At 65.2% G+C, this 17,509-nt stretch carries 17 protein-coding genes; 14 read left to right on the top strand and 3 right to left on the bottom strand.

What is annotated here, in order from left to right; translation table 11 throughout:
• Positions 1 to 9 precede the first annotated feature (9 nt).
• Positions 10 to 486 carry an Lrp/AsnC family transcriptional regulator gene (locus HMI57_RS18145; protein WP_171587399.1) on the bottom strand — a complete coding sequence of 159 codons (477 nt, stop codon included), beginning with the start codon at positions 484 to 486 and terminating at the stop codon, positions 10 to 12.
• A 202-nt stretch (positions 487 to 688) separates the two neighbouring features.
• Between HMI57_RS18145 and pdhA the strand changes: the two genes are divergently transcribed.
• Genes pdhA through HMI57_RS18130 form a run of 3 tightly spaced genes read left to right on the top strand, consistent with a single transcriptional unit; the run spans position 689 to position 4,229 of the window.
• Positions 689 to 1,813 (top strand): pyruvate dehydrogenase (acetyl-transferring) E1 component subunit alpha, encoded by a 1,125-nt coding sequence (gene pdhA, locus HMI57_RS18140; RefSeq protein ID WP_171587398.1) that lies wholly within the window; start codon positions 689 to 691, stop codon positions 1,811 to 1,813.
• On the top strand, positions 1,813 to 2,820 hold the full coding sequence (locus HMI57_RS18135) for an alpha-ketoacid dehydrogenase subunit beta (protein WP_171587397.1): 1,008 nt from the start codon (positions 1,813 to 1,815) through the stop codon (positions 2,818 to 2,820). Before pdhA ends, HMI57_RS18135 begins: the two co-directional genes overlap by 1 nt.
• Before the next feature lie 8 nt (positions 2,821 to 2,828).
• On the top strand, positions 2,829 to 4,229 hold the full coding sequence (locus HMI57_RS18130) for a 2-oxo acid dehydrogenase subunit E2 (RefSeq protein WP_171587396.1): 1,401 nt from the start codon (positions 2,829 to 2,831) through the stop codon (positions 4,227 to 4,229).
• Between the two features lie 77 nt (positions 4,230 to 4,306).
• Here HMI57_RS18130 and HMI57_RS18125 read toward each other — a convergent pair whose 3' ends face one another.
• Together HMI57_RS18125 and HMI57_RS18120 are read right to left on the bottom strand one after the other, a co-directional pair.
• Entirely contained in the window at positions 4,307 to 4,774 is a 468-nt protein-coding gene (locus HMI57_RS18125) for a GNAT family N-acetyltransferase (protein ID WP_171587395.1), read from the bottom strand.
• Between the two features lie 50 nt (positions 4,775 to 4,824).
• Positions 4,825 to 5,433 (bottom strand): TetR/AcrR family transcriptional regulator, encoded by a 609-nt coding sequence (locus HMI57_RS18120; protein ID WP_225667941.1) that lies wholly within the window; start codon positions 5,431 to 5,433, stop codon positions 4,825 to 4,827.
• Between the two features lie 160 nt (positions 5,434 to 5,593).
• Here HMI57_RS18120 and HMI57_RS18115 point away from each other — a divergent pair, with 160 nt between their 5' ends.
• The 11 genes from HMI57_RS18115 to HMI57_RS18065 all read left to right on the top strand — a co-directional run bounded on the left by HMI57_RS18115 (position 5,594) and on the right by HMI57_RS18065 (position 17,462).
• On the top strand, positions 5,594 to 7,198 hold the full coding sequence (locus tag HMI57_RS18115) for a carboxyl transferase domain-containing protein (RefSeq protein ID WP_171587393.1): 1,605 nt from the start codon (positions 5,594 to 5,596) through the stop codon (positions 7,196 to 7,198).
• Between the two features lie 6 nt (positions 7,199 to 7,204).
• Positions 7,205 to 9,307: an acetyl-CoA carboxylase biotin carboxylase subunit gene (locus tag HMI57_RS18110; protein WP_171587392.1), complete on the top strand. Its 2,103-nt coding sequence runs from the start codon at positions 7,205 to 7,207 to the stop codon at positions 9,305 to 9,307.
• A 3-nt stretch (positions 9,308 to 9,310) separates the two neighbouring features.
• Complete coding sequence (locus HMI57_RS18105) at positions 9,311 to 10,471, top strand: acyl-CoA dehydrogenase family protein (protein ID WP_171587391.1); 1,161 nt, start codon at positions 9,311 to 9,313, stop codon at positions 10,469 to 10,471.
• Between the two features lie 34 nt (positions 10,472 to 10,505).
• Positions 10,506 to 11,342 carry a 3-oxoacid CoA-transferase subunit A gene (locus HMI57_RS18100; protein ID WP_171587390.1) on the top strand — a complete coding sequence of 279 codons (837 nt, stop codon included), beginning with the start codon at positions 10,506 to 10,508 and terminating at the stop codon, positions 11,340 to 11,342.
• A 3-nt stretch (positions 11,343 to 11,345) separates the two neighbouring features.
• On the top strand, positions 11,346 to 11,999 hold the full coding sequence (locus HMI57_RS18095) for a CoA transferase subunit B (RefSeq protein WP_171587389.1): 654 nt from the start codon (positions 11,346 to 11,348) through the stop codon (positions 11,997 to 11,999).
• The gene (locus HMI57_RS18090) at positions 11,992 to 12,516 is read left to right on the top strand and encodes a MaoC family dehydratase (RefSeq protein WP_171587388.1); all 525 of its coding nucleotides are present in this window, start codon (positions 11,992 to 11,994) and stop codon (positions 12,514 to 12,516) included. The genes HMI57_RS18095 and HMI57_RS18090 overlap by 8 nt, the downstream gene beginning before the upstream one ends.
• Entirely contained in the window at positions 12,513 to 13,325 is an 813-nt protein-coding gene (locus tag HMI57_RS18085; RefSeq protein WP_171587387.1) for a CoA ester lyase, read from the top strand. Before HMI57_RS18090 ends, HMI57_RS18085 begins: the two co-directional genes overlap by 4 nt.
• Before the next feature lie 60 nt (positions 13,326 to 13,385).
• Complete coding sequence (locus HMI57_RS18080) at positions 13,386 to 14,057, top strand: NAD(P)-binding oxidoreductase (RefSeq protein WP_171587386.1); 672 nt, start codon at positions 13,386 to 13,388, stop codon at positions 14,055 to 14,057.
• A 113-nt stretch (positions 14,058 to 14,170) separates the two neighbouring features.
• Complete coding sequence (gene dxr, locus HMI57_RS18075; RefSeq protein ID WP_171587385.1) at positions 14,171 to 15,388, top strand: 1-deoxy-D-xylulose-5-phosphate reductoisomerase; 1,218 nt, start codon at positions 14,171 to 14,173, stop codon at positions 15,386 to 15,388.
• A 15-nt stretch (positions 15,389 to 15,403) separates the two neighbouring features.
• Entirely contained in the window at positions 15,404 to 16,759 is a 1,356-nt protein-coding gene (locus tag HMI57_RS18070) for a site-2 protease family protein (RefSeq protein ID WP_171587384.1), read from the top strand.
• A 94-nt stretch (positions 16,760 to 16,853) separates the two neighbouring features.
• Positions 16,854 to 17,462 carry a helix-turn-helix domain-containing protein gene (locus HMI57_RS18065; protein WP_171587383.1) on the top strand — a complete coding sequence of 203 codons (609 nt, stop codon included), beginning with the start codon at positions 16,854 to 16,856 and terminating at the stop codon, positions 17,460 to 17,462.
• Positions 17,463 to 17,509 lie beyond the last annotated feature (47 nt).

Raw genomic sequence — 17,509 nt, 5'->3', positions numbered from 1 at the left:
GGGGGGGGGTTAGCTGGACGCCCGGGGGCCGCGCTCCAATAGTGGTTCCACCCGGAAGGGGACGAGCTCTCCCATGGCCAGGGACGTGTCGCAGCGCTCCACGCCGTCACAGCCGAGGATCTTGCCGTTGATCCTGAACAAATCTTCAGCGTCGGCGCAGACCACCCGGACCAGGATGTCGGCCTGGCCGGTGAGCCCGTAGGCTTCCAGCACCTCGGGGATGCCGGCGAGCTGCTCGGTGATGGTCGCCAGCTTCTGCTGCTGCACATGCACGTGGATGAACGCCATCAACGGGTAGCCGAGGGCTGCCGGGTTGATCCGACGCTCGAAGGAGAGGAACACTGACTTCTTCTCCAACTGGGCCATCCGCGCCTGCACCGTATTGCGCGACAACCCCAGCTTCTGCGCCAGCGCCACCACCGTGCGGCGCGGGTCTTTGGCCAGCGCAATCAGAAGGCGGGTATCGGTGGAATCGAGGGGTTGCATAATGCGCAATGCTAACACGCCCGCCGCCGGCAATATCTGGCATTGTGCTCAGTCAAACGGCGATCGGTTGTGCTCCATGGCCCCTGTGAGTAGGGTCACAGTATCTTTGGGTAAAGACGCCCAGGGGTCATGGTCGGACCAATCGACCGGATCTTGTGCGATCCGTCCACGGTCAGACCCAATCGATGAAGGTTGTGTAATTGTGCCTCTGAATGACACCGCTTCCGCCGGGGAAGACACGCTGATCCAGCTCCTTTCGCCCTCCGGCGTCCGGCGGGAGAACAGTGACTATGACCGGTGGGTCGCCGACGTCGACGGCCCTGCGCTGCAGGCGTTGTATGAAGACATGGTGGTGGTCCGCCGGATCGATGCCGAGGCGACAGCGCTGCAACGGCAGGGCGAGCTGGCCCTCTGGCCGCCGCTGCTGGGCCAGGAGGCGGCGCAGATCGGCTCCGGCCGCGCCCTCCGCGAGGACGATTTCGTCTTCTCCAGCTACCGGGAGAACGCCGTCGCCTACTGCCGGGGAGTGGATTTCACCGACATCCTGCGGGTATGGCGGGGCAACGCCTCCTCGGGCTGGGACCCCTTCACCATCAACATGGCCACCCCCCAGGTCATCATCGGCGCGCAGACCCTGCACGCCACCGGGTACGCGATGGGCATCCAGAACGACGGCGCCGACTCGGTGGCCGTCACCTACTTCGGCGACGGTGCCACCAGCCAGGGTGATGTCAACGAGGCAATGGTCTTCGCCGCGAGCTATCAGGCCCCGGTCATTTTCTTCTGCCAGAACAACCACTGGGCCATCTCGGAACCGGTTGGCCTGCAGGCTCACGTGCCGATCGCCAACCGCGCCCCGGGGTTCGGCATTCCCTCGGTACGCGTTGACGGCAATGACGTGCTGGCCTGTCTGGCAGTCACCCGGCAGGCTCTGGACCGTGCCAGGACCGGTGGGGGGCCGAGCTTCATCGAAGCCGTCACCTACCGGATGGGACCCCACACCACCGCCGACGATCCCACCAAGTACCGTGACGCCAACGAATTGGAGGACTGGGCGGCAAAGGACCCCATCTCCCGGTTGGCAACGCTCCTGAAGTCGATGGGCCTGATGACTGACGAATTCGTGACTGCGGTGGACGCGAAGGCGGGCGACGTCGCAGCGAAGCTCCGGGCAGGCTGCATTGAAATGCCCGAACCCGAGCCAATGGACGTCTTCAAGCACGTCTACAGCACCCCCAACTCCTGGCTGGACCGTCAGCAGGAGAACTATGGCCGCTACCTCGCCACCTTTGAGTCGGGCCCCGCAGCCACGGAAGGAAGCCACTAATGTCCACCATGACATTCGGCCGGGCGATCAACGCCGGCCTGCGCAGGGCAATGGAACATGACCCCAAGGTGATCCTCATGGGCGAGGACATCGGCAAGCTCGGTGGCGTTTTCAGGATCACTGAGGGTCTGCAGAAAGACTTCGGCGAGCACCGTGTTCTGGACACTCCGCTGGCAGAGTCCGCCATCATGGGGACCGCCGTCGGAATGGCCTACCGCGGCTACCGCCCGGTCGTGGAAATCCAGTTCGACGGGTTCATCTACCCGGCCTTCGACCAGATCGTCTGCCAGGTCGCCAAACTTCATTACCGCACCCAGGGTGCGGTGAAGATGCCCATCACCATCCGGGTGCCGTTCGGCGGAGGCATCGGGTCGCCCGAGCATCACTCGGAATCGCCCGAGGCCTACTTCACCCACACCTCCGGCCTGAGGGTCATCAGTGTCTCCAACCCGCAGGACGCGTACACGATGATCCAGCAGGCCATTGCCAGCGATGACCCGGTCCTGTACTTCGAGCCGAAGCGGCGGTACCACGTGAAGGGGGAGGTGGATGAGTCGGTCGACCTCGCAGCGACCTCTATGGAGGACGCCCACGTGGTGACCCAGGGGAGCGACGTCACCCTGGTGACCTACGGTCCGCTGGTTCCCACGGCACGGGACGCAGCGATCGCCGCGTCCGACGACGGCCTGTCGGTTGAGGTCATCGACCTGCGGTCGCTGGCTCCCATCGACTTCGCGACCATCGAGGCCTCGGTGCGCAAGACGGGTCGGCTGGTGATCACCCACGAGGCTGCGCAGTCGGGCGGTCTGGGTGCCGAGATAGCGGCAAGCATCACCGAACGCTGCTTCAACTATCTGGAGCACGCACCGGTCCGGGTGACCGGCTTCGACATCCCGTACCCGTACTCCAAACTGGAATTCCATCACCTGCCCGACCTGGATCGTATTCTCGACGGCGTTGACCGCGCTATGGGACGACCCAATTCGCTGAGCGGGCTCGAAAGGTAGTGGCAACTGTGATCAAGGAATTCAGGCTCCCGGACCTGGGCGAAGGACTGACCGAGTCGGAGATCGTGAGCTGGCATGTCGCTGAGGGCGACATTGTCGAGCTGAACCAGATCATTGCCGATGTGGAGACCGCCAAGGCGGTGGTCGAACTGCCATCGCCCTACGCAGGGGTGGTGGCGCGGTTGCATGAGCAGCCCGGCACCGTGGTCGAGGTTGGTGCGCCGATCATCTCGTTCGATGTTCCGTCAGCAGGCGGCTCCGATGGTGGGGGCGCAGGTGTCGGCGGCCCGGCCGCAGCGGACTCCGACGGTGCGGGTGGCGACGACGCCGTCCCCGCCAAGCGCGAACCCAACCTCGTGGGTTACGGTGCTGCAGTCGAAAAAGGGGGACGGCCTTCCCGGCGTCCCCGTGGCGGGGCAGCCGGTGCTCCGCCGGCACCCGCTGCATCAGCACCAGCACCAGCACCGGCGCCGGTGGCAGTTGTGGCCCCGGCGTCTCCGGAGACTTCTGCATCCACGGACCGGCCCCGCTCCACGCCACCGGTGCGGAAACTGGCGCGCGATCTTCGGATCGAGCTGGAATCAGTCACCGGGACCGGGCCGAATGGCCTGATCACCCGCGAGGATGTCCTGGCGGCCTCGGACAATGCCAACGGTGGGGCGTCCGACGTCGTCGGGTCCGAAACCAAGACCCCAGCACCCAGCGGGCACCGGGAGACCAGGGCGCCGATCAAGGGCATGCGCAAGCACACGGCCGCCGCGATGGTTGCCAGCGCCTTCACCGCACCGCACGTCACCGAGTTCCTCACCATCGACGTCACCCCAACCATGGATCTGGTGGCACGCCTGAAGGCCAGCAGGGCTTTCGCTGATGTGAAGATCACCCCGCTGACCCTCGTGGCGAAGGCGTTGTGCATTGCCGTGGACCGCAACCCCACGATCAACACCCGCTGGGATGAGGCGAGCGCCGAGATCGTGCAGCACCACTATGTGAACTTGGGGATTGCCGCGGCCACGCCGCGCGGACTGATGGTGCCCAACCTCAAGGATGCCGACCGGATGTCCCTGCTGGAGCTTGCCCGGGCCCTGACCACGCTGACCGAGACTGCCCGTGCCGGGAAAACCACACCGGCAGACCTTTCAGGCGGCACCATCTCCATCACCAATGTCGGAGTATTCGGGATCGACGCGGGAACGCCCATCCTCAATCCGGGGGAGGCAGCCATCCTCGCGATGGGCGCTGTCCGCCGGACGCCCTGGGAGTACCAGGGTGAGATCGCGTTGCGGTCGGTGATGACGCTCAGCCTGTCGTTCGACCATCGTCTGGTGGATGGCGAGCAGGGGTCACGTTTCCTTGCCGACATCGGCACGATCCTGTCCGATCCCGGGATGGTCCTGACGATGATCTGACCCAGCGCTGGCAAGGAGGACCTTGACGGGTCTCCTGCCGGCGCTGGGGCACTGCCAGCGTAATTTGTTACCCGCTGCTAGCGCAGTTCCAGGACCAGTTCCTTGACGACGGCGCCCCGGGCGTTGGCGAATCCCTGGACCTCACCGATCTGCTCGAAGCCGTAGCGCTCGAGGATCCTGATGGAGTTGACGTTGTCCACCACAGCGCGTGCCCGGATGGGCCGGTCGGTGAACTCTTCGAGGAAAAGCCCCACTGCCGCCGTCGTGATGCCCTGACCCCAGCGGGCCTTGTCGATCCAGTAGCTGATCTCGGGGGTCTCGTCGTTGCGGTACGCGAGGATGCTTCCCACCACAACGCCGTCGTTGAGGATGGTGCGCACGGTGATCTGGGGGTCGTTGAGGATGTTCTGCCAGTGGTGGTTGAACACCCCGCGGTCTGCGGGGTTCTTGGCCGTGAACGCAGCCATGTGGTTGGCGCTGGGATCGAGCTGATGGGTGAAAAACTCGTCCAGGTCGGAGGGTTCAACGGCGCGTAGTGAAGTCACATCGAACTTTCGGTTAGGTGTCGGGTAGAAACAGGTTACTAGGCAATTGGCTAGGCATTAAGCGCCGACCAGGCCATCTTCTCCAGCAGCGACCGCAGATCGGCGATATCGTTACTGGTTTTCCGGCGGCTCGTGGTGTGCGGGGTGGAGTTGATCAGCCCGAAGGCGGCGTGGGCCTTTCGTCGAAGGTGGCCGGGGTCGGCGTCCGGTAGGAGCTGGGCCATGACATCCACCCACACTTCCACATATTGACGTTGCAGGAACCGCACGGTGTGTTCGTCCTCGGGGGAGAGGCTGTTGAGGTCGCGGTCCTGCACCCGGATCACGTTGGCGTTGCGCAGGGCGAAATCAACCTGAAACTGAATGAGTCCGCGCAGCGCCGACGCCGGATCGGCGGCCTCCGCGACGACAGCGTTGCTTCCCTGCAGCAAGTCCTCGCTGACCCCGGCCAGGAGGGCGGCAAGAACTGCCGGTTTGCCGCTGAAGTGGCGGTACACCGCTGGGCCACTGACGCCCGCGGCGGCCCCCAGGTCTTCGATCGACACCCCGTTGTAGCCCCGTTCAGCAAAGAGCTGGGCGGCGGCGTCCAGCAGTGCAGCGCGACGGGACGCCTTCGCCCTGCTGCGCCCGGTGATCCGGCTCGGCGCCGAAGCTTCCATTGATGCCCCCATCTCGTCCGGTCGCGAGGACCGGTCATCCCATTTTGGTGGACAAGTCGGTTATTAGCTACTAACCTAAACTCAGTTAGTACACACTAACTGAAAATGCTTCCGACCGACGGTCAGCTCGCCGATGAGCACCAGTCAGGGAAAGACCTCAATGCAGACGCTGACTTCCCAGGTAGATCCCACCAGCCCCGGCTTTCGCGAGAACGACAACGCGCAACGGGGCCTGGTGGCCGAACTTCGCGACCGGCTTGCCGAGGCGGCCCTCGGTGGTCCTGCCCGCTCGCGTGAACGGCATGTGGCCCGCGGCAAACTCCTGCCACGGGAGCGCATTGACCAGTTGCTCGACGACGGCAGCCCCTTCCTCGAGATCGCGCCGCTGGCCGCCAACGGCCTGTACGACGACGAGTGCCCGGGTGCCGGGGTCATCGCCGGTGTTGGCCTGGTCCATGGCCGCCACGTCCTCGTGATCTCAAACGACGCAACAGTCAAGGGCGGCACCTACTACCCGCTCACCGTCAAGAAGCATCTGCGCGCCCAGGAAATCGCGTTGGAGAACAACCTGCCGTGCGTCTACCTGGTGGACTCCGGTGGAGCGTTCCTGCCGAAGCAGGATGAGGTATTTCCGGACCGGGAACACTTCGGGCGGATCTTCTTCAACCAGGCCACCATGTCGGCCAGGAAGATCCCACAGATCGCAGCGGTCATGGGCTCCTGCACGGCGGGTGGAGCCTACGTTCCGGCGATGAGCGACGAGACGGTGATCGTCCGCAACCAGGGAACGATTTTCCTCGGTGGGCCTCCGCTCGTGAAGGCGGCCATCGGTGAAATTGTCACCGCCGAGGAGCTGGGCGGGGGAGACGTCCATTCGAAAATCTCAGGTGTCACCGACCATTTGGCCGAGAACGATACCCATGCGCTTGAGATCGTCAGGGATATCATCTCCACCCTGCCCCGCAATACCCCAGCCTGGGAGATCACTGCGGCCACCGAACCGGCCGTCGATCCCGACGAGATCTATGGGGCCGTCCCGACCGATGTCAACGCCTCCTACGACGCCCGCGAAGTGATCGCCCGGCTCGTCGACGGCAGCGAGTTCCACGAGTTCAAGAAGGAGTACGGCGCCACCCTGGTCACCGGCTTCGCCCGGCTGCACGGCCACCAGGTCGGGATTGTCGCAAACAACGGAGTGCTGTTCAGCGAATCCGCCCTCAAGGGCGCCCACTTCATCGAACTGTGTGACCAGCGCGGCATCCCCCTGATCTTCCTGCAGAACCTCTCGGGCTTCATGGTCGGCCGCGACTACGAAGCTGGTGGCATCGCCAAGAACGGCGCCAAAATGGTGACCGCCGTCGCTACCTGCCGGGTCCCCAAACTGACCGTCGTCGTCGGCGGTTCCTTCGGCGCAGGCAACTACTCGATGTGTGGGCGCGCCTACTCACCACGCTTCCTGTGGATGTGGCCCTCCAGCCGGATCTCGGTGATGGGCGGTAACCAGGCCTCCTCCGTGCTGGCCACCGTCAAGCGTGACCAGCTGGAAGGCCGCGGCGAGGAGTGGAGCGCCGACGACGAAGAGACCTTCAAGGCCCCCATCCGCGACCAGTACGAGGAACAGGGCAGTCCCTACTACTCGACAGCCCGGCTTTGGGACGACGGCATTATTGACCCCGCGGATACCCGCACGGTGCTCGGCCTGGCGTTGGACATCTGTGCCGACGCTCCGGTCCGGGACACTTCCTTCGGCCTTTTCCGGATGTGAGCGACGATGCTACCGATTGACCCCACCACTGACAGCACCCCCCTGAAGACAGCTCTGTTTGAGACAGTGCTCGTTGCCAACCGCGGCGAGATCGCCTGCCGGGTCATCAGGTCCCTCCGGGCGCTCGGCATCCGGTCGGTGGCGGTCTACAGCGACGCCGATGCCGATGCCCTCCATGTGAGGGAGGCCGACGTCGCCGTCAGGATCGGCCCCGCAGCCCCGGCGCAAAGCTACCTGTCCATCGACGCCATCGTCGACGCGTGCCGTCGGACCGGTGCGCAGGCCGTGCATCCCGGGTATGGGTTCCTCAGCGAGAACCAGGCCTTTGCCCAGACGCTCAGCGACGCCGGCATCGCCTTCATTGGCCCGTCGGTGCACGCCCTGAACGTGATGGGTGACAAGATCAGGTCCAAAAACCACGTGATGGACCACGGCGTGCCAGTAGTTCCCGGCATCGCGCAGCCGGGCCTGACCGACCAGCAGCTGCTCGACGCCGCGACAGACGTTGGGTTCCCGCTGCTGATCAAACCCTCCGCGGGTGGCGGCGGCAAGGGAATGCACGTTGTCGAGCGGCACGAGGACCTTGCAGCCACCCTGCCGACAGCCCGGAGGGTCGCCGCCTCGGCGTTCGGGGATGACACCCTGTTCATGGAACGCCTGATCCTCACCCCGCGGCACATCGAGGTGCAAGTCCTCGCTGACAATCACGGGAATGTCATTCACCTGGGGGAGCGGGAGTGCTCCCTGCAGCGCCGCCACCAGAAGGTCATCGAAGAGGCCCCCTCACCCCTTTTGGACGAGGCCACCCGGATCCGCATCGGTGAGGCTGCGTGCAACGCTGCGCGCAGCGTCGACTACAGCGGGGCGGGAACCGTCGAGTTCCTGGTCTCAGCAGACGCGCCGGACGAGTTCTTCTTCATGGAAATGAATACCCGCCTCCAGGTGGAGCATCCGGTTACGGAGATGATCACCGGTATCGATCTGGTCCAGTGGCAGGTCCGGATTGCAGCCGGTGAGAAGCTCACGCTCAGCCAGGAGGACGTGGTGCTCACCGGCCACGCCGTCGAGGCCCGGGTCTACGCCGAGGACCCCGAGGCTGACTTCCTGCCCTCCACCGGCACCGTCGTCGGGCTGGCCGAGCCCCGGGGCGAGGGCATCCGCGTGGACAGTTCCCTGCTCCGCGGACTCGACGTTTCCGCCAGCTACGACCCCATGCTCTCCAAGGTCATCGCGTGGGGACGCAACCGCACCGAGGCGCTGGACCGTTTGGACCGGGCGCTCGCCGATACGGTGGTGCTCGGCGTCCACACCAACATCGAATACCTCAAGCTGCTGATCAACGACGTCGACGTCCGCGCCGGCCGCCTCGACACCACCATGATCGAACGCAAGCTGCCCGGGCTCGCCTTCCGCCGCATCAGCGATGAGGAGATCGCGATCCTGGCGGCGGTCGACGCCGGTGGAGGCGACGGCGGGGCTGACGGCTCGCGCGATGGAAGTGTTCCGTCGCCCTGGGCCCGTCGCGACGGCTGGCGGATTGGTGCACACCGGCCCCGGCGGCTGAACCTCGCTGTCTCGTCCGACGACGTCCGCGAAGTCCTCATCGAGCCGGGCCGTGGCGGGTTTGAGGTCCGGATCGGGGACGAGGCGTCCCGCCTCGTCACCCACGATCCTGAGCAGGGGACTGTGACGGTTGACGGGATCCGGCGCAGCGCGTCGATCGAACGGGGTGCCGGGAGGATCTGGTACTCGGACGCCGGCTGGTCGACGTCGGTACGCAGCCTCAGCAGGGCGGAGCGCCTCGAAGCCCAGCTGGCGCTGATCGCCCGCGCCGAGGGCACCGCAGACCCCGAGGTGCGCTCCACCATGCCGGGCACCGTCACCTCGGTGGCGGTCGCCGACGGCGACACGGTCGATAAGGGTCAGACCCTGCTCAGCGTCGAGGCCATGAAGATGGAGCACCAGCTCACCGCATCGGTTGCAGGTACCGTCTCGATCCATCTGAAGCCCGGCGACCTGGTCAAAGCCAACCAGATCGTCGCCCGAATCCACGCGACAGAAACCCTGCCCGACCCAGCGGGACTCACTCCAACGAAAGAAGAAGCGTAAGTCATGAACTTTGAACTCAGCGAGGAATACCAGGACCTGGTAGACACTGTTCGCGAATTCGCCGACGAAGTTGTCGCGCCCGTGTCAGCCAAACACGACGAAGAGCACAGCTTCCCGTACGCAGTCGTCGACCAGATGGCCGACATGGGCCTGTTCGGGCTGCCCTTCCCCGAGGAATTCGGCGGAATGGGTGGCGACTACTTCGCCCTGTGCCTCGCACTGGAGCAGCTGGCCCGGGTGGACCAGTCAGTAGCCATCACCCTTGAGGCAGGCGTTTCCCTCGGCGCGATGCCGGTCTACCGGTTCGGCACCGAGGAGCAGAAGCGCGAATGGCTGCCACTGCTGGCCAGCGGCAAGGCGCTCGGCGGCTTCGGCCTGACCGAGTCCGAGGCCGGATCGGACGCGTCCGGCACCAAGACAACAGCGAAACTCGTGGACGGTGAATGGGTCATCAACGGCACCAAGGAATTCATCACCAACTCCGGCACCGACATCACCCGGCTGGTCACCGTCACGGCGGTCACCGACACCATCACCCGCGAGGACGGCTCGGTGAAGAAGGAAATCTCCACCATCCTTGTCCCGTCCGACACTCCCGGATTCAAGGCGGAGAAGGCCTATAACAAGGTGGGCTGGAACGCCTCCGACACCCACCCGCTGACCCTCACCGACGTGCGGGTCCCCGAGGCGAACCTGCTCGGGACGCGTGGGCGCGGCTACGCGAACTTCCTCCAGATTCTCGATGAGGGCCGCATTGCCATTGCTGCGCTGGCCACCGGTGCCGCACAGGGCTGTGTCGAGGAATCGATCAAGTACGCGAAGGAACGTCAGGCGTTCGGCACCAACATCGGATCATTCCAGTCGATCCAGTTCAAGATCGCCCGGATGCAGGCCAGGGCGCACACCGCCCGCCTGGCCTACTACGACGCCGCGTCACGCATGCTCGCTGGCAAGCCGTTCAAGACGCAGGCATCCATCGCTAAGCTGGTGGCTGGTGAAGCAGCAATGGACAACGCCCGCGACGCCACCCAGATCTTCGGCGGCTACGGATTCATCAACGAGTTCACCGTGTCACGGCACTACCGCGACTCGAAGATTCTCGAAGTGGGCGAGGGGACAACCGAGGTTCAGCTGATGCTGATCGCCCGGGAACTCGGCCTCTAGCACCACGCCACACGCCAGTACCTAAGGAGTTACAGTGATCGACAAAGTTGTTGCCACGGCCGCCGAGGCGGTCGCCGACATCCCCGATGGTGCCTCACTGGCCGTCGGCGGGTTTGGCCTCTGCGGAATCCCGGTTGCCCTGATCGACGCCCTGCACCAGCAGGGAACCACCGACCTGGAAACCATCAGCAACAACTGCGGGGTGGACAACTGGGGGCTCGGCGTCCTCCTGTTCGATGGGCGGATCCGTCGCACCATCAGTTCCTACGTGGGTGAAAACAAGGAGTTCGCCCGCCAGTACCTCTCCGGCGAATTGGAGGTGGAACTGACGCCGCAGGGCACCCTTGCGGAGCGGTTGCGCGCGGGTGGCGCCGGGATCCCGGCGTTCTACACACCCGCAGGGGTCGGCACGCAGGTGAGCGAGGGTGGGTTGCCGCAGAAGTACGACGACTCCGGCAACGTCACTAAGGCTTCAGCGCCAAAGGAAGTGCGCACTTTCGGAGGGCAGGACTATGTGCTGGAGGAATCGGTCAACCCCGATTACGCGCTGGTGCATGCCTGGAAGGGTGACCGGCACGGCAATCTGGTGTTCCATGCCACCGCGATGAACTTCAACCCGCTGTGCGCCCAGGCCGGCAAGATCACCATCGCCGAGGTCGAGGAGCTGGTGGAACCGGGCGATCTCGACCCTGCCCAGGTCCACATCCCCGGGATCTTCGTCCAGCGCGTGGTGCTGGCGGCCAACCCGGAGAAGCGGATCGAGAAGCGAACCGTGTCACTCACTTCCGAAGCGGCTCCCGACTCCAACCGGGCTGACACCAACTCTGCCGATTCCAACCCGGCCGATTCCAATGCTGCAAAGGCGGTCTGAGACATGGCACTGACCCGTAACGAACTCGCTGCCCGCGTTGCCCTTGAGCTGGAGAACGGCCAGTACGTCAACCTGGGCATCGGTATGCCCACGCTGATCCCCAACTACATCCCCGACGGCGTGGAGGTGGTGCTCCACTCGGAGAACGGGATCCTCGGCGTCGGACCCTATCCCACCGAGGAACAGCTTGATCCTGACCTCATCAACGCCGGCAAGGAAACCGTGACCGCCAATGCGGGTGCCGCCTACTTCGATTCGGCTGCCTCGTTCGGCATGATCCGTGGCGGCCACGTTGACGTGGCGGTCCTCGGGGCGATGGAGGTCGCTGCAAACGGGGACCTCGCCAACTGGATGATCCCCGGCAAGATGGTCAAGGGGATGGGCGGCGCCATGGACCTGGTCTTCGGTGCGAAGCGCGTCATCGTGATGATGGAACACGTTGACCGCAGTGGCAGGCCGAAGATTGTCAGCAGCTGTTCGCTTCCCCTGACCGGCAAGGGCTGCGTCAACCGGATCATCACCGATCTTGCGGTGATCGACGTCGACGCCGGCCGTAACGGTGGCACCCTGGTGCTGCGGGAGACAGCCCCCGGGGTGAGCGTCGAGGAGGTCCTCGCGGCTACTGGAGCACCGCTGGAGGTTGACCTGCATGGCTGAGACTGACTCGCCGGACCGTCAGGGAGCAGCGCCCGAGCGTGCGGTGGTGGAGCAGCGGGGCCTCTATTTTGAGGAACTCGACACCGAGGTGGTGTATTCGCACCGGCCCGGACGCACCCTGACGGAAACCGATAACGTCCTGTTTACAACGATGACCATGAACACCCAGGCACTCCATCTCGACGCGGCGTGGAGTTCATCGCAACCGTTTGGGCAGCGGCTGATGAACTCGATGCTGACGCTGGCGACCGTCGTCGGGCAGTCGGTTCCGCAACTGACCCAGGGGACCATCGTGGCGCAACTGGGGATGACCGATGTGAAGTTTCCGCATCCGCTGTTCCACGGGGACACCCTGTACACGGACACGGTGGTGACCGAGAAGCGGCTTTCGGCGTCGCGGCCGGGCCAGGGGATCGTCACGATGGAACACACCGGCCGCAACCAGGACGGCACCGTCGTCGCACTGGTCACCCGGAGTGTGCTGATGTGGACCAGGGAAGGGCACCAGAGCTCATGAAGACCTTCACCATGGGGCCAGCGCTGCTGTTCTGTCCCGCCGACCGGCCGGAGCGGTTCGCGAAGGCTGCCGACCGTGCGGATGCGGTGATCCTTGACCTCGAGGACGCGGTAGCTCCGGCTGGCAAGGCAGCGGCGCGGGAAGCGGTCGCCGCGAGCACGCTCGACCCGTCGCGCACCATCGTACGGATCAACCCTGCGTCGACCGGGGACTACGCGCTCGACGTCGACATGCTCAAGCACACCCCGTATCGCACGGTGATGCTGGCCAAGGCCGAATCGGCCGCCGATCTGTGGGGATTGAGTGCATTCTCGGTTGTTGCCCTGTGCGAGACCGCGGTAGGGGTGCTGAACGCGCAGGCGATTGCTGCCGAACCGAACGTGGTGGCATTGATGTGGGGTGCCGAGGACCTGGTGGCGTCGTTGGGAGGGTCGTCCAGCCGGACATCTGACGGCTCCTATCGGCAGGTAGCGTTGCAGGCCCGCTCCCAGGTGCTGTTGGCGGCGGCTGCTGCGGGCAAGGCGGCGATGGACTCCGTCTATATCAACATTGCCGATCTGGACGGGTTGGCCGCAGAGTCCCGGGATGCAGTGGCCTCAGGGTTTGGCTCGAAGGCGTGTATCCACCCAAACCAGGCGCCAGTGATCCGCGAGGCGTATCGCCCGTCGGCCGAGGAAGTCGACTACGCCCGGGCAATTCTGGCCGAGGCAGCCCGGAGCGGCGGCGTCTTTCAGTTCCAGGGTCGGATGATCGACGGGCCGATTCTTCGTCACGCCGAGCAGACCCTGGCGAGGGCCGGGGAACGGTAGCTTCGGAATCTACCCGCAGCTTTCGGGAATTTGTGGTGGTCCGTAAGCCGTTACCCCCATATGAGAACAGTGATAGCAGGAGCCCACGGAAAAATTGCCCGCGAACTCACCCGCCAGCTTGTTCAACAGGGTCACGAGGTTGTCGGACTGGTCCGCAACCCGGAGCACACCACAGACATTGAGAACGACGGCGGCACCCCGGTAGTGATTGACCTCGAGTCAAGTACTCCCGAGGAGGTCGCCCAGGTGTTGACCGGAGCCGACGCCGTCGTCTTCGCCGCCGGTGCAGGTCCAGGCAGCAGTGCTGAACGCAAAGACACGGTCGACCGCGGTGCCTCCGTGCTGCTGGCAGACGCCGCAGAGATTGCCGGCGTCAAACGGTTCGTCCAGGTTTCCTCGATGGGAGCCGATTCGGTTCGGGACGGCCAGCGCCCCGACGGACTCGACGACATCTTCTACGCCTACCTCCAGGCCAAGCTCGCCGCCGAGGAAGACCTCGCGGCACGGGCGTCCTTCAGCTGGACGATTGTCCGCCCCGGTGGACTGACCGACGACCCCGCCACCGGCAGGGTGCGCCTCTCCTCCAAGACAGGGCAGGGGTCGGTACCCCGCGCGGACGTGGCGGCGGTCATCGCAGCATTGCTCGACAGCAGGCTGGGGGACAGGCAGGTCCTTGAGCTGATCTCCGGCCAGGAAACCATCGCAGACGCGCTCGTCTCGATCAGCCGCTAACCAGCGACCCGCACAACAGAAACGGCCCTCGGGCTCAGGAACTGCCGCAGCAACCGGCGGATCTGAGCCAGGGGGCCGTTTTTGCATCCGTTGCTGTGCGCGATACTTGAACCATGGAATTTATCGCGCCAGCTACCGGACGACGCCGGGTGGTCATCCTCGGCTCCACCGGGTCCATCGGCACCCAGGCCATCGACGTGATCCGGCAGGCTCCCGATCGCTTCATCGTCACTGCCATTTCCGCTGGCGGGAGTAACCTGGCGCTGCTGGCAGAGCAGGCCGTGGCGGTCAACGCCCAGGCCGTCGCCTCGGCCTCCGGCACTGACGCCGAGCTCAGCGACGCCATCCGCAAGGCGGCCGACGCGGCACCGGCAGCGAAAAACTACTCCCCGGCACTGTTCACCGGCCCCGACGCCTCAGCCCGCCTCGCCGCCTGGCCCGACGCCGACGTCGTCCTCAATGGCATCACCGGTTCCATCGGGCTCGCGCCCACCCTCGCAGCGCTGAAGGCCGGACACCTGCTGGCCCTGGCCAACAAGGAATCCCTCATCGTGGGCGGCCAACTGGTCCACGACCTCGCCGCTGAGGGCCAGATTGTTCCCGTCGACTCGGAGCACTCGGCCCTTGCCCAGTGCCTGCGCTCCGGCAGCGCAGCAGAGGTCGACCGGTTGATCCTCACCGCATCGGGCGGACCCTTCCGGGGCAAGGCCCGGAAGGACCTGCAGAGCGTCACCCCTCAGCAGGCCCTCGCCCACCCCACCTGGGACATGGGCAAAATGGTCACCACCAACTCCGCCACCATGGTCAACAAGGCGCTCGAGGTGATAGAGGCCCACCTGTTGTTCGGCATTCCGCTGGAACGGATCGACGTCGTCGTGCATCCCCAGTCGATCATTCACTCGATGGTGCAGTTCACCGACGGCTCAACCATCGCGCAGGCCTCACCGCCTGACATGCGCCTGCCGATCGCCCTCGGCCTCGGATGGCCGCATCGCATCCCGGGCGCGGCAACCCCCTGCGACTGGACCACTGCGGCCACCTGGACCTTCGAACCCCTCGACGAGGAAGCGTTCCCCGCCGTCCGGCTGGCCAAGGCCGCTGCGGCACGCGGCGGGACGGCGATGGCCGTCTTCAACGCAGCCAACGAGGAAGCCGTCGAGGCTTTTCACAGCGGAGCCATAGGTTTCACTGACATCGTGGATACGGTGGAGGCCGTCACCGCCGAGCATGACAGCAGCGGGCCAATCACTCTCAGCAGCGTGCTCGACGCCGAGGAACGGGCACGCACACTCGCCCGGATTCGTTGTGGTGTGCAGGATCAGTACAGCTAAGCCAAAGGAACCACGTTGTCCATTCTGCTCTTCGTTCTGGGAGTGCTTTTCGTTGCAGTAGGTATTGCGGCGTCCATTGCTCTGCACGAAGTGGGGCACCTTGTCCCCGCCAAGCTTTTCAAGGTCCGCGTCACCCAGTACATGATCGGGTTCGGACCCACCCTCTTCTCCCGCCGTCGCGGCGACACCGAATACGGGTTCAAGGCGATCCCGCTGGGCGGATACGTGTCGATGGTGGGGATGTTCCCGCCCGCCAAGAACGACGACCCCGGCTCGGGCACCGCGGTCCGCCCGTCCAGCACCGGGATGTTCCAGCAGCTCACCAACGACGCCCGGCAGGCGGCCGCCGAGCAACTCCGTCCGGGCGACGAGAACCGGGTCTTCTACAAGCTGCCCATCTGGAAGCGGATCATCATCATGCTCGGCGGGCCGGTGATGAACCTGATCATCGGCGTCATCATGTTCGCCGTCCTCATCATGGGCTTCGGATCCCCCCAGGCAACCACCACTGTTTCCGAGGTGTACGAGTGCGTGGTGCCCGCCAGCCAGCAGGAATCCACCGGTCAGACTTCCTGCGCTGCTGACGATCCTGCGGCTCCCGCGTTCGAGGCGGGCCTGCAGCCGGGGGACCGCGTGGTGAGCTACGACGGCCAGGACGTCACTGACTGGACCGAGCTCTCCGCCTGGATCCGGGATACCGCCGGCGCCGAAACAGACATCTCTTACGTGCGCGACGGCGAAACCATCAACACCACCATCACGCCGCTGCTCACCGAACGGCCGGTGCCCGACATTGACGGCCGTCCCAAGCTCGACGCCGACGGCAATCCGGTGCTGGAGGCCGTCGGATTCATCGGCGTCGGCTCGCAGCAGGAGCTGGTCCCCGGCCCCGCCAGCGAGGTGCTGCCGGCGGTTGGCGAGAACGTCGTCGCGGTCACCGGCGTCGTGATCAACCTCCCGCAGCGGGTCGTCGAAGTGGGTCAGGCGGCGTTCTCGGATGCACCGCGTGATCCTGAAGGTCCGATCAGTGTTGTCGGCGTTGGCCGGATCGCCGGCGAAGTCTCAGCGATGGACGAAGTCCCGATTGAATCCCGGGTGGCGACCCTGGTCGGCCTGGTGGGCGGCGTCAATATCGCCCTGTTCGTGTTCAACCTCATACCGTTGCTGCCTCTCGACGGCGGCCACATTGCCGGTGCGCTCTGGGAGGGACTCCGCCGGACCGTCGCACGGCTGTTCAGGCGCCCCGACCCCGGGCCCTTCGACATGGCGAAACTTCTCCCGCTCACCTATGTGGTAGCCGTGTTGCTGATGGGAATGGGCGCGCTGCTGATTTACGCCGACATCGTCAAGCCAGTTAATCTCTTCGGCTAGTCAGCCTTCCTCCTCCCACCTGCATAATAGGTTGTAAATTAATTTGAGCCCTAAATAGGTTGTTATTTGATTTACAGCCCAATATGGTTGCTACATGTTCGTGATGACGATTGACCAGAAAGGCAGTTCGCAGTCCGAGGACGGCGTCCCCGGGCTGCTCGACCTGCTGCGGCCGGTGCCGGTGGTTGTTCCCTTCGACCGATCGGTGGGGGATGAGGCGCAGGGAGTACTCGACTCTCCCGAGGCGGTGGTCGACGCCGCCCTGCTCTGCCTGCGGGCGGGCGGCTGGTACGTGGGCATTGGGGTGGGCGACGTCGACCTGCCGCCGCCCGCCACTGCCCGGGAAGGCCGGGGCGAAGCCTTCGTTGCCGCCCGCGCCGCCGTCGAGCGCGCCAAGAAGGCGGGGGATCGGGCCGCCGTCGCCGTGGAAGGGGAGTTCGGGGCTGCCGAAGCCGAGGGTGTGTTGATGCTCATTGGGTTGCACGTCATGAAGCGAACAGCTGCTGAATGGCGGATCCTGGACCAGCTGAAACCCAACACATGGGGAAGCCAGACCGTCGCGGCCCGGCAGTTGGGGATCACCACTCAGGCCGTCAGCAAGGCAGTTGCCCGCTCAGCGTGGGTCGAGGAGTGGGCCGCCCGGCCGGCTGCCGCCGTCCTGCTGGCCCGCGCGGATGCGGGGGAGGCTGCAGCGCCACGTTAAGCGTCGTACCCGGACGGTGTCGTACCCAGCCGGTAGAGTCCCGGAGT

This window comes from Arthrobacter sp. 260 (assembly GCF_013116745.1).
Lineage (GTDB): Bacteria > Actinomycetota > Actinomycetes > Actinomycetales > Micrococcaceae > Arthrobacter_D.
This window is presented reverse-complemented; position numbering and strand designations above follow the sequence as displayed.

Coding starts and splice junctions, on each gene's coding strand:
- HMI57_RS18080 (WP_171587386.1), top strand. CDS start 13,386: ATGAGAACAGTGATAGCAGGAGCCCACGGAAAAATTGCCCGCGAACTC.
- HMI57_RS18110 (WP_171587392.1), top strand. CDS start 7,205: ATGCTACCGATTGACCCCACCACTGACAGCACCCCCCTGAAGACAGCT.
- HMI57_RS18105 (WP_171587391.1), top strand. CDS start 9,311: ATGAACTTTGAACTCAGCGAGGAATACCAGGACCTGGTAGACACTGTT.
- HMI57_RS18115 (WP_171587393.1), top strand. CDS start 5,594: ATGCAGACGCTGACTTCCCAGGTAGATCCCACCAGCCCCGGCTTTCGC.
- dxr (WP_171587385.1), top strand. CDS start 14,171: ATGGAATTTATCGCGCCAGCTACCGGACGACGCCGGGTGGTCATCCTC.
- HMI57_RS18135 (WP_171587397.1), top strand. CDS start 1,813: ATGTCCACCATGACATTCGGCCGGGCGATCAACGCCGGCCTGCGCAGG.
- HMI57_RS18085 (WP_171587387.1), top strand. CDS start 12,513: ATGAAGACCTTCACCATGGGGCCAGCGCTGCTGTTCTGTCCCGCCGAC.
- HMI57_RS18090 (WP_171587388.1), top strand. CDS start 11,992: ATGGCTGAGACTGACTCGCCGGACCGTCAGGGAGCAGCGCCCGAGCGT.
- HMI57_RS18095 (WP_171587389.1), top strand. CDS start 11,346: ATGGCACTGACCCGTAACGAACTCGCTGCCCGCGTTGCCCTTGAGCTG.
- HMI57_RS18120 (WP_225667941.1), bottom strand. CDS start 5,433: ATGGAAGCTTCGGCGCCGAGCCGGATCACCGGGCGCAGCAGGGCGAAG.
- HMI57_RS18065 (WP_171587383.1), top strand. CDS start 16,854: ATGTTCGTGATGACGATTGACCAGAAAGGCAGTTCGCAGTCCGAGGAC.
- HMI57_RS18145 (WP_171587399.1), bottom strand. CDS start 486: ATGCAACCCCTCGATTCCACCGATACCCGCCTTCTGATTGCGCTGGCC.